Raw genomic sequence first — 12,218 nt, 5'->3', positions numbered from 1 at the left:
AACTTATGCCCGCCTTCACACGGCAGGGGTCGCTGGTTCAAATCCAGCATCGCCCACCAGTTCCGAAGAAAGGCCGGATCCGCCAGGGTTCGGCCTTTTTGTTTGTCCGCCAAGCGACTATGTTCTCTGGAGACCCCGGAGGCGACGATGATGGCGGATCACATGCGGGCAATGGTCCTTCACGGTCCCGGTCGGGCTCTGGTCCCGGAACGGGTGCCGATACCCTCAAGGCAGGCGCCGGATCAGCTCCTGCTCAAGGTGGAGGCCTGCGGCATCTGCCGCACCGACCTGCACATCCTCGACGGCGAGCTGGACACGCCCAGCCTGCCCCTCATTCCCGGCCATCAGATCGTTGGCACGGTAGTGGAAGCGGGGCCCGAGTGCGGGACACTCAAGGCCGGCGACCGGGTGGGCGTGCCGTGGCTGGGCCGCACCGACGGCAGCTGCCGCCATTGCCGGCGAGGTCGGGAGAATCTGTGCGAGGCGGCCGAGTTTACCGGCTATACCCTGGACGGCGGCTTCGCCGAGTATGCCCTGGCCCACGCCCCCTTCTGCTTTCCCCTGCCCACTGACGCCAAGGCCGCGGACATCGCGCCCCTGCTCTGCGCCGGCCTGATCGGTTTTCGTGCCTGGCGCCTGGCCGGGGGCGCTGACAATCAACGCCTGGGCATCTACGGCTTCGGCGCCGCAGCGCATATTCTCACCCAGCTGGCCGTCTGGCACGGTCAATCGGTCTACGCCTTCACCCGCCCCGGCGACGTGAGCGCTCAGGCCTTTGCCCGGCAATTGGGTGCGGTCTGGGCCGGCGGCAGCGACCAGCGTCCACCGGAGATTCTTGATGCCGCTCTCATCTTCGCACCAGTGGGTGAACTGATGGTATCGGCCCTGGAACAGGTGGATCGGGGCGGCACCGTGGTCAGCGGGGGAATCCACATGAGCGACATTCCTGCCTTCCCCTATCGCACACTGTGGGGAGAACGCAGCCTGAAATCCGTGGCCAATCTCACCCGGGCCGATGGCCGTGACTTCCTTGCCCTGGCCCCGAAAATCCCCATTCGCACCGAAGTCACCACCTACCCGCTGGAACAGGCCGGACAAGCCCTGGACGATCTTCGGCACGGACGTTTCAGTGGCGCAGCCGTAGTCCAGCCCTGAAAGCCCGGGAAATTCTCAGGTGACGATGACCGCCGTCAACACGGTGAATCCGGGATCGTTGCACCCTGCACTGGACGTCCGGTTCCGGACGGTAAACGCTACCCGGGAGGTGCTGAGATGAGAATGCTGACCACTCCACGCCGCAGCTGGATTCCCAGTCTGGATGCGGATTTCGACCGACTGTTCGACCGCTTTTCCCCCATGATCAGCCGGCCGGACGAATCACTGGGCATGGCAGAATGGAACCCCGCCGTGGATATTCGCGAGGAAGCGGATCGTTTCCTGGTACTGGTGGATATTCCCGGCGTGGCACCCGAGGAAGTGGACATCACCCTGGAGAACGGCCTGCTCACCATCAGTGGTGAACGCAAGGAAGAGAAGTCCACCGGTGATGAGCACTATCGCCGCTCGGAGCGTTTCCACGGCAGTTTCTTCCGCCGCTTCAGTCTTCCGGATACCGCAGATGCCACCAAGGTAAGCGCCCGCTCGGACAAGGGCGTGGTAGAAATCACCATTCCCAAGACCAAGAAGGCCCGCAGCAATCGGATCCCGATCAAGAGCTGAAACTGACGACGGGTAAATGCATAAAGCGAAAGGCCCCGCACCTCAACAGGTCGGGGCCTTTTCTCGAGGCCGTGAACACTCCACCACACCATCCTCGGACTGTGAAAAGCAAATCACGGCACCTGCCTAGTTGAGTACAAAGGTGACCCGCATATCCACACGATAGCCGCTGATCTTGCCGTTCTCGACGGTCACCTTCTGCTCGGCCACCCAGGCCCCCTTGATGTTATCCACCGACTTCGATGCCTTGTCGATGCCCTGGCGAATGGCGTCCTCGAAACTGTCGTTTGAGGTCGCACTGATTTCAATGATCTTTGCGACGGTCATGACTGGACTCCTTCCGAATTTTCGTCAGCTTGGAGATCCAGTCTGCCGGGCCGTCACACGCCAGGCGTTGACCACAGTCATCGTCAGACGGTTTCATCCGGAATCGCGGATTCGGCGCCTCGATGACGGGCGTCAATGCCATCCATCCACGGCATTTGCAGAATTGAGGTTCCATCGCCAGACATGAGTCGACACGCCATGAACCGTAGAAACCAACGCGGAAACTCCCACGCCGACGACAGTTTCGTGATGGCCTGCCCGGATTGCGAACGCCCGCTGATGCTCTCTACCGACGACCTCTCCATGGGCCAGGAGATCGAATGCAGCCATTGTCAGCACACGCTTTACCTGACCACCACCAGCATGCCAGGCCGTGGCGGCCGCTACTGGACGCTGGTGAGTCACCAGGAGAACCCCAATGAGCGCTGAGTTCGAGAGCCAGGCCGATTCGCCAACCCTGGACGTGAACCTGGACAATGTGTGCCGGCTCATCCAGCTGGCGCGGATATTCCACGCCCAGGAAGCCGTCGTCATCCCGGAGGAGCCTGGCAACCCGTCCGATGACTGGCCAACGCAGATTCTGGCCGCCCATCACGATGACCAGAGCCTGAATGAGTTTCGGAGCATCATCGACGATCTGGACCGGAACCAACAGGTGGAAGTGGTGGCCCTGCTCTGGATGGGGCGGGGCGACTATGATCGCCAGGACTGGCATGCCCTGCTGAGTGATGCCGATGCGGAATGGACCGATTACACGGCCGACTACCTGATGGCACATCCCATGCTGTCGGATCAGCTGACCGAGGGCCTGGACATTCTGGGCTATCACTGTGATTGAGCCGCGCATGGATGGCCGGGGGCCGCTGATCTACGGTTTCAATGCTGCCACGATCCGGGCGGTGGCCCGACGACTGCACGGACAGGCGGGCACACTGGATCTGCGTCACTTTGAAGACGGCGAGCACAAGTGCCGGCCGCTGGACAATGTCCGTGACCGGGATGTCTACCTGCTGGATTCCCTTCAGGGTGATCACGAGGCCAGCGTGAATGATCGCCTGGTTCGCTGTTGCCTGCTGCTCGGTGCCCTTCGAGATGCCGGTGCAGGACGCCTGACCGCAGTGCTGCCCTACCTCTGTTACTCACGCAAGGACCGTCGAAGCAAGCGTCAGGATCCCGTTTCCACTCGTCACGTGGCAGCCATGCTGGAAAGCTGTGGCGTGGAACGGGTCATCACCCTGGAGGTACACAACCAGGCCGCTTTCGAAAATGCCTTTCGCGTACCCGCAGAAAGCCTGAGTGCTGCTTCACTGCTGATCCATCATCTGCGTGACTGGATTGGCACCGAAGACTGCCTGGTTCTGTCACCGGATACCGGCGGTCTGAAGAGGGTCGAACACTTTCGCTGGATGCTGGAGAAGATCACCGGCCGACCGGTGGATACGGGTTGCATGGAGAAGTACCGCAGCGGTGGCAAACTCAGCGGCGAACGACTCATGGCATCCGTGGGTGGCAAGCAGGTGATCATGGTGGATGACCTGATCGCCAGCGGAGGCACACTGGCTCGAGCTGCAGTCGCCTGTCACCGGGAGGGTGCCCGTGGCATCGTGGCCATCGCCACCCATGGCCTGTTCACCCGCGATGCGCCCGAACGCCTGGCGGAGGCCCCCATTGACCGCATCCTGGTCACTGACAGCGTGAGCCAGACAGAAACAACCCGGCGCAAGGCATGGCGTAACCTGTACATCGTCCCCCTGGCGCCCCTGCTGGCGGATGCCATTCAATGCCTCCATCGGGGCGGCAGCCTCTGGCATCTGGGCATGCAAATGGCCGATGAGGCCGACGAGCACGCGCTCGGCGGAATGATGGCAGGCTGGCAATGGCCCGGCCATCAACTTCCGACCACACCGGAACAACGGGCAAGATAGGCTTCGGCACGTGCCAGATAAGCACTGCCCCGTTCGCGCCAATGCTGTGCCATTACGGCATCCTGCGGCTCGTGCAGATGCCAGTAGCACAGGCGTGCTCGAAGAAACGCTCGCGCCGCCTTGTAGTAATGAATCACGGCCGGCGGCGGACGATCACCAAGTACTCTTTCCAGTTCGGCAAAGATCACATCGCCCACGAAATCCGCGCCCAGGCACTCACATTCCAGGCTCAGGAAGGCCAACTCATCGGCCACATCCTGAACGCGCAGTTCGTAGCTGAACTCCAGGCAATCTATCATTACCGGCGGGTGGCTGAGGCAGACATGCTCTGGCCGAAGGTCACCATGAGCCTCGATGATGCTGCCCTGCATGACGCGGGCCGACAGCAATTCTCCCAATGCACCCGTGGCCGCATGCAGGGCCCTTTGAATGGCCGCCACCCTGTCTGCATCCGCGGCCAGGCCGGGCTCGAACAAACCGGCGGCCACGTCATCGATCCCCGCGGCGAGTTTGCCCTGGTATGCCAGAGGCTCCGCCATGGCAGGGGCCGAACGGGCGTAAAAGCGCAGCAGCGGCTTCATGAATCGGTGAACCTCATCAGCGGTCAGTTTTCCACGGTGCAACCTGGCATCCAGCATCAGGCCGGCCGGCAGGCGCCGCATCCTGACCAGCCACTCCACCGCCTCTCCCTCGCCATCAATCAGCAGGCGACGGGGGCCATCCAGAGTCAGGGGCAGCACCCCGAGATAGACGCCACGGGCGAGACGCCGGTTGAGCCGCAATTCGGACAGACAGTTGCGATGTCTTTTCTCGAGGCTGGTCAGGTCCAGGGGTGGCAGGTAAACCGGCTTTTTCATCTTGTAGACGAAGCGATCGGTCAGGAAGACCCAGGACATGTGCGTCTCCAACACCTCCACCCGCACCGGGCGCTCCGGATAACTTGCGGGCCGGGACAGACAGGCCAGTTTGGCAGCCATGTCAACGCCCTCCCCTTCCGGCTGACTGTGAACCGCTCGGCTCATGCCGCCTCCCTCATCGTGAATCACCGATTTCCCTGAAATGTATACGTCGAAACGGCCCCCGGCGCTGATCCCCGTCAACATATTCCGTCGCCTGTTGACGGCCGTCATCACCACCATCATCAGCACGCCCTAGTCTGAGGGCACGACAGACGATCGGGGACATTCCCATGAGAACAGCTCACCATCAGGAACTGAAGATTTCCGTGGGCGGTGTGCAACTGTCCGCCCTGCTTGACCGGCCGACAAGCGCCGCCGGGCTGGTGTTGTTCGTGCACGGAAGCGGCAGCAGTCGCCTGAGTCCTCGAAACCGCAACGTGGCAAAGCAACTCAATGAACGCGGCATGGCCACGTTACTGTTCGACCTGCTGACGGAAAATGAACATGAACAGGACAAGGCAGACGGACGCTTTCGCTTTGACATCGACCTGCTCAGTGCGCGCCTGCTTGCGGTGCTCGACTGGCTGCGACGGGAAGCAGCGCTCAGCAACCTGCCCATCGGACTCTTCGGTGCCAGTACCGGTGCGGCCGCGGCCCTGATCGCGGCCGCCGAACGGCCGCGACAGATTCGGGCTGTGGTCTCCCGGGGAGGCCGCGTGGATCTGGCTGGCGAAGCCCTGTCACGCGTGCGGGCGCCGATTCTGATAATCATCGGTTCGCTGGACCGGGAAATCTATCGCCTCAGCCGCACGGCCTCGCGGCAGATTACAGCCCCCTACGAGCTGCGACTGATCGCCGACGCCTCACATCTGTTCGAGGAGCCCGGCAAGCTGGACGAGGTGGCCCAGGCGGCCGCCGTCTGGTTCCAGCGCTATCTGGCCACTCCCCAGGCCGAGTCACAGACCGGGCAGACTGCCACCAGCACGGGACAGGAGGGTGCGCCACGATGACGTCGCACACCGCTGAAACGAATCACATGGCTCTACCCGCTCACTGGGAACACTTCCAGCATGGCTCGGACATGGGCATTCGGGGTGTGGGGAGAAACATGGCAGAAGCCTTTGAAGAGGCCGCCAAGGCCATGACCGCCATCATCTGTGATCCCCGCCGGATTGCCACCTGGCGCACCGTGGATGTGCAATGCCGGAACGCGGACAGGGAAATGCTTTTCGTCGACTGGATCGATGCCGTCGTCTACGAGATGGCCACGCGCCAGATGCTGTTCTCGCAGTTTCATGTGGAAATCCACGGTGATGAACTCCGTGCCCGTCTGAAAGGTGAACCCATCAACCGGGTGCGCCATCGTCCCGCGGTTGAAATCAAGGGCGCCACACTCACTGAACTCATGGTCCGTCACAGGGCCGACTGCTGGACCGCACAATGCGTGGTGGAGAAGAGTAAGACACCGTAGATTGCCATCACGATGAGAACACGCAGACATTTCCCGGCTGGCAACCGGAAAGATGAGGTGACCATGCCATGAACCCGGTTCAAATCACATTCAAGGAATTGGAGCCTTCACCGGCACTGCGGGACAGGATCGAGGATGAATGCCACAAGCTGGAACAGTTCGCTCCCGACATTGTCTCCTGTCATGTAACGGTCAGCCGGACCGAAGCCAGACACCACAAGGGCAACCGTTTCCTCGTGCATATCCGAATTACCCTGCCCGGGGCGGAACTGAACAGCGGCCATGCCACCGGGCCGGACCACAGTCACGAAGATGCCTTCGTCGCCACCCGTGACAGCTTCCGGGCCATGCGCCGACAGCTGGAAGATTACGAACGTCGGCGGCGAGGCAAGGTGAAGCGTCATGAAGCGCCTTCACTCGCCAGCATCCACGATCTGGATCAGGGCAACGCCAGCGGCCTGCTGATGACGGATGACGGTCGCGAGATCCTCTTTCACGAGAACAGCATGGTGAATGCGCACATCCGGGATGCCCAGGTGGGTGACCGGGTGCGTTTTGTGGAGGTGCCCGGGGAGGACGGCCCCCGTGCCAGTACCGTTCACCTGCTGACCCGCAAACGCCGGCACCAGCCCGGACAACATTGACCATGACCGTTGGCAAGGAGGTAGCAACCATGTCTCATTGCGAAACATGCGGAAATGACTACACCAGGAATTTCCTCGTCGTCATGAACGGCAAGGAGCACGAATTCGATTCCTTCGAATGCGCCATTCAGGCCCTGGCCCCGCACTGCCGACGCTGTGACACCCGTGTCATTGGCCACGGTGTGGAAAGCGGCGACGACATCTATTGTTCCGTGCACTGCGCCCGGCAGTCCGGCGTCAGCGGTCTGGCCGACCACAACTAGGGTTGAACGGGCCGGGGGCCCTTGAGGCCGATACCGCAGCAGGCACTGCCGGCCCTGGCCGGATCCTGCACGGCCTCAAGCACCCCGGCCCTTTCGTCTCTTTGCCGGAACAGGCTCAGACCCTTGAGCCCGAGGGTATCGGCCTGCTCCAGCACGGCCTGACAGTCCGCCAGGCTGGCCGATGATGGCAGGTTCACGGTCTTGGAGATGGCGTTGTCCACCGCCGCCTGCAGGCTGGCCTGCATCCTGAGCTTAGCCGCGGCCGGCAGGTCCATCACCGATACGAAACTGTCCGGCAGCGCGGCTTCGCTGCCCCCGGCTGCCAGCCACTGCCGCAGGGCATGATCCCTCAGCTCGTACACCACCTCCCGTCCATCCACCTGCCGTATCCGACGCCGATGCCGGAAGGCGAACACGGGTTCCATGCCACTGGACACATTGCCGGCCAGCAGACTGATGCTGCCGGTGGGGGCAATGGCCAGCAGATGACTGTTTCGAATTCCATCTCGGGCAATGTCATCGCGCAGCGGCCCGGGCAGGCGTCGGATATACGGGGCATCAAGATAGGGCTCGGCCTCGAAGGCCGGGAAGGGGCCTCGCTCCCTGGCCAACTGGATGGAGGCCCGATAGGCGCGCTCCGCCACGCCGCGCATGCAAGCAGCCGCCCAGGCCCGGGCGGCATCACTGTCATAGTGCAGACCGAGCATGATCAGGGCATCGGCCAGGCCGGTGATACCCAGACCCAGCCTCCGGGTCTGGCGGCTGCAGGCTGCCTGCTGCGTCAAGGGAAAGCGGGACGCATCAATGGCGTTGTCCAGCATGCGCACCGCCAGAGGCACGGCCTTGTCCAGGGCGGCTTCGTCCAGACAGGCCCGGCGGCTGAAAGGGTGGCGCACCAGTGCCGCCAGATTGATGGAACCCAGATTGCAGGCCCCGTAAGGCGGCAAGGGGAGCTCGCCACAGGGATTGGTGGCCGTGATCGTTTCCCGGTAAGACAGATTGTTGTCGCGGTTGATCCGATCAACGAAAAGCAGGCCTGGGTCACCGCACTGCCAGGCCGATTCCGCCATCTGGTGCCACAGGGCACGGGCCGGCAGCCAGCGGTGAATGCGGCAGGAGCGGATACTGTCCGCATCCGGCCAGGGTCGTTCCACGGCTTGCGGCTCGGAGGTTCCGGCTGCCAGTGGAAACAGCAGGGGCCAGGGGGCATCCGCCGCCACCGCGCGCAGAAAATCATCGGAAAGCAGCACCGAGAGATTGAAGTGGCTCAGGCCACCGGCCCGCTTGGCGTTGATGAAGGCTTCGATGTCCGGGTGATCGCAGCGCAGTGTCGCCATCATCGCACCCCGCCGGGTATCAGCCGCCATCACGGTCTCGCACATGCGATCCCACAGGGGCAGAAAGGAAACCGGCCCGGTGGCTCGCCCGACTGTGCGCCGGGCGGCCTCGCCGGCCGGACGCAGGGTGGAGAAATCCAGACCGATGCCGCCACCCGCCTGAAGGGTCAGCGCGCTCTCGCGCAGGCCCTGAAAAATGCCATCCAGGGAATCCTCCAGGCGCCCCATGACAAAGCAATTGAACAGGGTGCGTTCGGACTCCGTGCCGGCGCCTGCCAGAATCCGGCCTGCCGGCAGGAAATCCCCCGAAGCCAGCAGATCCCGAAACGCCCTCTCCCAATGTTCGCCCTGCGCTTCCGGCCCCGCCAGGGCACGGGCCACCCGGGCACGGGTCTCCGCCAGACCGGACTCCACGGCACCATCAGCAGGCCGGTAGCGGTATCGGGTCGACCAGACCCACGCCGCCAGTTGATCCTCGGCTTCATTCAGCGTGTCCACAGCCAGGCTCCCGCAAGTGATCCGATCCGCGGTCATCATGCGCCGATCCGGGTGGCAATCCATTGACCACGGTCAGCACCTGTGTCCTCGGCTGCTCCTAGCATGGAATCAGGCAACCTTCGGGCAATGCTTGCTGAAAAGGGAGCAAACCATGTTCGAGCTGTTCGAGAACCGCGAGCAGGCCGGCCGTGCTCTGGCCGCGGCACTGGCACATCACCGGGATGAGCCGGATCTCCTGGTGCTGGGGCTGGCCCGCGGTGGCATGCCGGTGGCGGCGCCTGTCGCCGATGAACTGGGAGCCGATCTGGATGTGGTTGTTGTCCGAAAGATTCGTGCCCCCCATCAACCGGAGCTGGCCATCGGTGCGGTGGGACCCGACGGGGTGCGTGTCCTCAATAACGACATCATTGCCCACATGGATATCTCGCCGGCGGCCGTTGTGCACGCCACCCACAAGGCGCGGGAGGAACAGAAGGAACGGGAGCAACTCTATCGTGACCACCGCCCTGCCATTGCCGCCAAGGGTCGCACGGTCATCATCGTGGACGATGGCCTGGCCACGGGCGCCAGCCTGGAAGCCGCCATCGCCTGGGCTCGCAATGCCAGAGCCGGAAAGATCATCGCGGCAACACCGGTGGCAGCGGCCGAAGCCCGGCAACGCCTGGCGAAGAAAGTGGACGAGTTCGTCTCGCTCAAGACGCCCTGGGATTTCCAGGCGGTCAGCCGATGGTACCGGGTGTTCGATCAGACCGGCGATGATGAAGTCTCGGCACTATTGGCACAGGCCACGCGCCGCACCATCGACCCGGAGAACACTCACGTGGGCCAGCGTGAACACCACTGAGAGGAGACATACGATGTTGCAGACAGGTCCCCTGGAAGATTACCCCCTCTTCATTCCATGCAATGGCGACATGCTGGACGCCCGACTGTCGCTGCCCGTGAACCCTTCGGGCCTGGTCATCTGCCTTCGTTCGGCTCAAACCGGTCAGGAACGGGAACGCCGTCTTCGCGATGGCCTTAATCGCCGCAGTCTGGCGACGCTGGCGCTGAACACCCTGACGGAGAATGAGCGCGAGCAAGCGCCGGCCCAGGCCTGGCATCGCTTCAATATTCCACTACTCACCCGCCGGATCACCGCCGCCCTGGACTGGTGCAGCAACCAAGTCAGGCTATCCACATTGCCCGTGTCCTTGATCGCCACTGGCAACAATGCAGCGGCCAGTCTGGTGGTTGCCGCCCGCCACCCCCACCGGATTCAAGCCATCGTCTGCCGGGGCGGTCGACCGGATCTGGCGGGCAGCCATCTACCAAAGGTTCACGCCCCTGTGCTGTTCGCCCTGGGTGAGCGTGACGGAGCAGGAAGGTCGGCCCTGCAGCGGTCCGTTACGTACCTGCGATGCTCCTATCGGACAGCCCTGTTCGCAGGCACTGGACCGCATTTCCAGGAATTCGATGCCTGGTCAACCTTCGTCGAACTCTGCGGCCAGTGGTTGATTACTCAGTCAAACCTGCCCATGCCAGCCATGCCCTATGCCAGGCATTCGCTCATCCTTCTCGGCCGCCAGCCCGACACAGAGGTCACTCAACCATGAAAACCGGTCAAGCCTGTATCCGAAGCGTGGTCTGCATCGAAGCCGAGGCCTCCATCCGGGAGGCCGCCCGACTGATGCGTGAACACCATGTGGGCGATCTCGTCATTCTCGGCAGTGGCAGGGATCACCAGCGCCCGATGGGCATCATCACCGACCGGGACCTGACCGTTGAGGTCATTGCCATGGACGTGGACATGGACAGCGTCAGTGCCGGTGATCTTTTTGCATCGCCAAAGCTGATCACGGCCAGTGTGGATGATGAGCTGGAGGAAACCCTGGAAATGATGTGCCGGCATGGCATTCGCCGGGTGCCGGTGGTGGAGAACAACGGCCGTCTGGCGGGGATACTCGCCCTGGATGACGTGGTGGAACTACTGGCCGAGCAACTCTCGATGGTGGTGGGTGTGATCACCCGGCAGCCCGGCGTCGAGGCCCGTCGGCGGGCCTGAAAACAGGAGTGGTGAGGGTGAGCCATGCAGATACTGATCGGCGACATCGGTGGAACGCGCGTACGACTGCGTTTGCTGGACTCCACACCCGACGGCTGGCAGCTACGGCATGAATCCATTCGTCGAAGTCGGGAGTTTGAGAGCCTGGAGGACGCTCTGCGCTGCTTTCTTGAAGAGTTGTCCCGAGCGGAACGGGCCAATGTGGGTGAGGCCTGGTTGGCCGTGGCCGGCCCGGTTTCCAGCGGGCGGGTACAGTTCACCAACCTGCCGTGGGAAAGTGAGGAGCACTATCTGGAAACCGCTCTCCAACTGCCAAGGGTTCACCTGGTGAACGACCTGGAGGCTCTGGCACACGCCCTCCCGCATATTCCCGACCGGCAGATGCTTCCCATTCAGGAGGGGCATGCGGGGCGTGGCCCCCGACTGTTGATCTCCGTGGGCACCGGCCTTGGCGTGGCCAGTCTGCTCGCGGAGTCGAAAGAAATACGGGTGCTGCCATCTGAAGGCGGTCACATCGACTTCGCCAGCCAGACCCCGGAGCAGCATGCGCTTTGGGAGGCACTTTCGGAGCAATATGGCCATGTCAGTTACGAGCGACTGCTGTCTGGCCCCGGACTCGTGAAGATCTACCGGTTCAAGTGCCAGCTTCAGTCATGCCGTCCATTTGATGGTCATGCCCTTACCGAGGACCCGGTACCGCTGATCTGCCAGCGGGCGGAAAACGTGGAAGACAAGGCGGCTGTTGCCACCATTCGCTGCTTCACCGAGATTCTCGGTGCCTTCGCCGGCAATGCGGCTCTCTTCAATCTGGCTACCGGCGGTGTCTATCTGGCCGGTGGTCTGCTGGCCCGCCTGCACCCCTATCTTGACCACCATCGATTCACCCAGGCTTTCCATCGCAAAGGCCGCCTGCAGCCATTGATGGAGACCATTCCCATCACGGCCCTGGCCACAGCCGAACCGGGCCTGGAAGGCATCAGCCGCCTGGCAAGCCGGCAGCACCATGCAGGCACAGGTCGGCGAGCGGGTGGCCAGGAAATGCCATCGGAAAATGGCGTCCACGCCGGGGCCTATTATCAACGGCGCTGACG

General features: G+C 62.8%; 16 protein-coding genes. 13 read left to right on the top strand and 3 right to left on the bottom strand.

Features of this window, described 5'->3' with window-relative positions; all coding sequences use genetic code 11:
- Positions 1-162: 162 nt before the first annotated feature.
- On the top strand, positions 163-1,155 hold the full coding sequence (locus tag RBH19_RS04115; protein ID WP_445353964.1) for a zinc-dependent alcohol dehydrogenase family protein: 993 nt from the start codon (positions 163-165) through the stop codon (positions 1,153-1,155).
- 117 nt (positions 1,156-1,272) lie between these two features.
- Positions 1,273-1,719: an Hsp20/alpha crystallin family protein gene (locus tag RBH19_RS04110; RefSeq protein WP_306727549.1), complete on the top strand. Its 447-nt coding sequence runs from the start codon at positions 1,273-1,275 to the stop codon at positions 1,717-1,719.
- A gap of 126 nt (positions 1,720-1,845) precedes the next feature.
- Here the strand turns inward: RBH19_RS04110 and RBH19_RS04105 are convergent, their stop codons facing one another.
- The gene (locus tag RBH19_RS04105) at positions 1,846-2,046 is read right to left on the bottom strand and encodes a dodecin family protein (protein ID WP_306727548.1); all 201 of its coding nucleotides are present in this window, start codon (positions 2,044-2,046) and stop codon (positions 1,846-1,848) included.
- A 198-nt stretch (positions 2,047-2,244) separates the two neighbouring features.
- Here RBH19_RS04105 and RBH19_RS04100 point away from each other — a divergent pair, with 198 nt between their 5' ends.
- From RBH19_RS04100 to RBH19_RS04090, 3 genes are read left to right on the top strand one after another with little or no spacing between them, the layout of a single operon-like run.
- Positions 2,245-2,475 (top strand): hypothetical protein, encoded by a 231-nt coding sequence (locus RBH19_RS04100; RefSeq protein WP_306727547.1) that lies wholly within the window; start codon positions 2,245-2,247, stop codon positions 2,473-2,475.
- Positions 2,465-2,884 carry a DUF3775 domain-containing protein gene (locus RBH19_RS04095; RefSeq protein WP_306727546.1) on the top strand — a complete coding sequence of 140 codons (420 nt, stop codon included), beginning with the start codon at positions 2,465-2,467 and terminating at the stop codon, positions 2,882-2,884. The genes RBH19_RS04100 and RBH19_RS04095 overlap by 11 nt, the downstream gene beginning before the upstream one ends.
- Positions 2,877-3,971 carry a ribose-phosphate diphosphokinase gene (locus tag RBH19_RS04090; RefSeq protein ID WP_306727545.1) on the top strand — a complete coding sequence of 365 codons (1,095 nt, stop codon included), beginning with the start codon at positions 2,877-2,879 and terminating at the stop codon, positions 3,969-3,971. Before RBH19_RS04095 ends, RBH19_RS04090 begins: the two co-directional genes overlap by 8 nt.
- On the opposite strand, the gene RBH19_RS04085 is transcribed toward RBH19_RS04090, so the two are convergent.
- Positions 3,935-4,993, bottom strand: a complete 1,059-nt coding sequence (locus tag RBH19_RS04085; RefSeq protein WP_306727544.1) for a hypothetical protein — start codon at positions 4,991-4,993, stop codon at positions 3,935-3,937. The genes RBH19_RS04090 and RBH19_RS04085 overlap by 37 nt on opposite strands.
- 167 nt (positions 4,994-5,160) lie before the next feature.
- Between RBH19_RS04085 and RBH19_RS04080 the strand changes: the two genes are divergently transcribed.
- The 4 genes from RBH19_RS04080 to RBH19_RS04065 all read left to right on the top strand — a co-directional run bounded on the left by RBH19_RS04080 (position 5,161) and on the right by RBH19_RS04065 (position 7,248).
- The gene (locus tag RBH19_RS04080) at positions 5,161-5,880 is read left to right on the top strand and encodes a dienelactone hydrolase family protein (RefSeq protein ID WP_306727543.1); all 720 of its coding nucleotides are present in this window, start codon (positions 5,161-5,163) and stop codon (positions 5,878-5,880) included.
- Positions 5,877-6,341: an archease gene (locus RBH19_RS04075; protein WP_306727542.1), complete on the top strand. Its 465-nt coding sequence runs from the start codon at positions 5,877-5,879 to the stop codon at positions 6,339-6,341. The genes RBH19_RS04080 and RBH19_RS04075 overlap by 4 nt, the downstream gene beginning before the upstream one ends.
- Positions 6,342-6,409: 68 nt before the next feature.
- A complete protein-coding gene (locus RBH19_RS04070) occupies positions 6,410-6,985 on the top strand; it encodes an HPF/RaiA family ribosome-associated protein (protein ID WP_306727541.1) in 576 nt (191 codons plus the stop codon).
- 2 nt (positions 6,986-6,987) lie between these two features.
- Positions 6,988-7,248: a metallothionein gene (locus RBH19_RS04065; RefSeq protein ID WP_510184478.1), complete on the top strand. Its 261-nt coding sequence runs from the start codon at positions 6,988-6,990 to the stop codon at positions 7,246-7,248.
- Here RBH19_RS04065 and RBH19_RS04060 read toward each other — a convergent pair.
- Complete coding sequence (locus RBH19_RS04060; protein WP_306727539.1) at positions 7,245-9,083, bottom strand: adenosylcobalamin-dependent ribonucleoside-diphosphate reductase; 1,839 nt, start codon at positions 9,081-9,083, stop codon at positions 7,245-7,247. The two genes, RBH19_RS04065 and RBH19_RS04060, sit on opposite strands and share 4 nt — an antisense overlap.
- 151 nt (positions 9,084-9,234) lie before the next feature.
- Here RBH19_RS04060 and RBH19_RS04055 point away from each other — a divergent pair, with 151 nt between their 5' ends.
- Genes RBH19_RS04055 through glk form a run of 4 tightly spaced genes read left to right on the top strand, consistent with a single transcriptional unit; the run spans position 9,235 to position 12,216 of the window.
- A complete protein-coding gene (locus tag RBH19_RS04055) occupies positions 9,235-9,927 on the top strand; it encodes a phosphoribosyltransferase (RefSeq protein WP_306727538.1) in 693 nt (230 codons plus the stop codon).
- Between the two features lie 13 nt (positions 9,928-9,940).
- Positions 9,941-10,678, top strand: coding sequence for a dienelactone hydrolase family protein (locus RBH19_RS04050; RefSeq protein ID WP_306727537.1), 738 nt, complete (start codon positions 9,941-9,943; stop codon positions 10,676-10,678).
- Positions 10,675-11,127, top strand: a complete 453-nt coding sequence (locus RBH19_RS04045; RefSeq protein WP_306727536.1) for a CBS domain-containing protein — start codon at positions 10,675-10,677, stop codon at positions 11,125-11,127. Before RBH19_RS04050 ends, RBH19_RS04045 begins: the two co-directional genes overlap by 4 nt.
- Before the next feature lie 24 nt (positions 11,128-11,151).
- Positions 11,152-12,216, top strand: a complete 1,065-nt coding sequence (glk, locus tag RBH19_RS04040) for a glucokinase (RefSeq protein ID WP_306727535.1) — start codon at positions 11,152-11,154, stop codon at positions 12,214-12,216.
- Positions 12,217-12,218 lie beyond the last annotated feature (2 nt).

This window comes from Natronospira bacteriovora (assembly GCF_030848495.1).
In the GTDB taxonomy this organism is placed as follows: domain Bacteria; phylum Pseudomonadota; class Gammaproteobacteria; order Natronospirales; family Natronospiraceae; genus Natronospira; species Natronospira bacteriovora.
Note: the sequence above shows the minus strand (reverse complement) of the source record. Positions and strands in the feature narration are given on the sequence as shown.

Excerpts from the sequence above, each read along its gene's own strand:
- RBH19_RS04110 (WP_306727549.1), top strand. The coding sequence starts at position 1,273 with ATGAGAATGCTGACCACTCCACGCCGCAGCTGGATTCCCAGTCTGGAT.
- glk (WP_306727535.1), top strand. The coding sequence starts at position 11,152 with ATGCAGATACTGATCGGCGACATCGGTGGAACGCGCGTACGACTGCGT.
- RBH19_RS04085 (WP_306727544.1), bottom strand. The coding sequence starts at position 4,993 with ATGAGCCGAGCGGTTCACAGTCAGCCGGAAGGGGAGGGCGTTGACATG.
- RBH19_RS04070 (WP_306727541.1), top strand. The coding sequence starts at position 6,410 with ATGAACCCGGTTCAAATCACATTCAAGGAATTGGAGCCTTCACCGGCA.
- RBH19_RS04095 (WP_306727546.1), top strand. The coding sequence starts at position 2,465 with ATGAGCGCTGAGTTCGAGAGCCAGGCCGATTCGCCAACCCTGGACGTG.
- RBH19_RS04050 (WP_306727537.1), top strand. The coding sequence starts at position 9,941 with ATGTTGCAGACAGGTCCCCTGGAAGATTACCCCCTCTTCATTCCATGC.
- RBH19_RS04055 (WP_306727538.1), top strand. The coding sequence starts at position 9,235 with ATGTTCGAGCTGTTCGAGAACCGCGAGCAGGCCGGCCGTGCTCTGGCC.
- RBH19_RS04075 (WP_306727542.1), top strand. The coding sequence starts at position 5,877 with ATGACGTCGCACACCGCTGAAACGAATCACATGGCTCTACCCGCTCAC.
- RBH19_RS04065 (WP_510184478.1), top strand. The coding sequence starts at position 6,988 with ATGACCGTTGGCAAGGAGGTAGCAACCATGTCTCATTGCGAAACATGC.
- RBH19_RS04080 (WP_306727543.1), top strand. The coding sequence starts at position 5,161 with ATGAGAACAGCTCACCATCAGGAACTGAAGATTTCCGTGGGCGGTGTG.
- RBH19_RS04100 (WP_306727547.1), top strand. The coding sequence starts at position 2,245 with ATGAACCGTAGAAACCAACGCGGAAACTCCCACGCCGACGACAGTTTC.
- RBH19_RS04115 (WP_445353964.1), top strand. The coding sequence starts at position 163 with ATGCGGGCAATGGTCCTTCACGGTCCCGGTCGGGCTCTGGTCCCGGAA.
- RBH19_RS04045 (WP_306727536.1), top strand. The coding sequence starts at position 10,675 with ATGAAAACCGGTCAAGCCTGTATCCGAAGCGTGGTCTGCATCGAAGCC.
- RBH19_RS04105 (WP_306727548.1), bottom strand. The coding sequence starts at position 2,046 with ATGACCGTCGCAAAGATCATTGAAATCAGTGCGACCTCAAACGACAGT.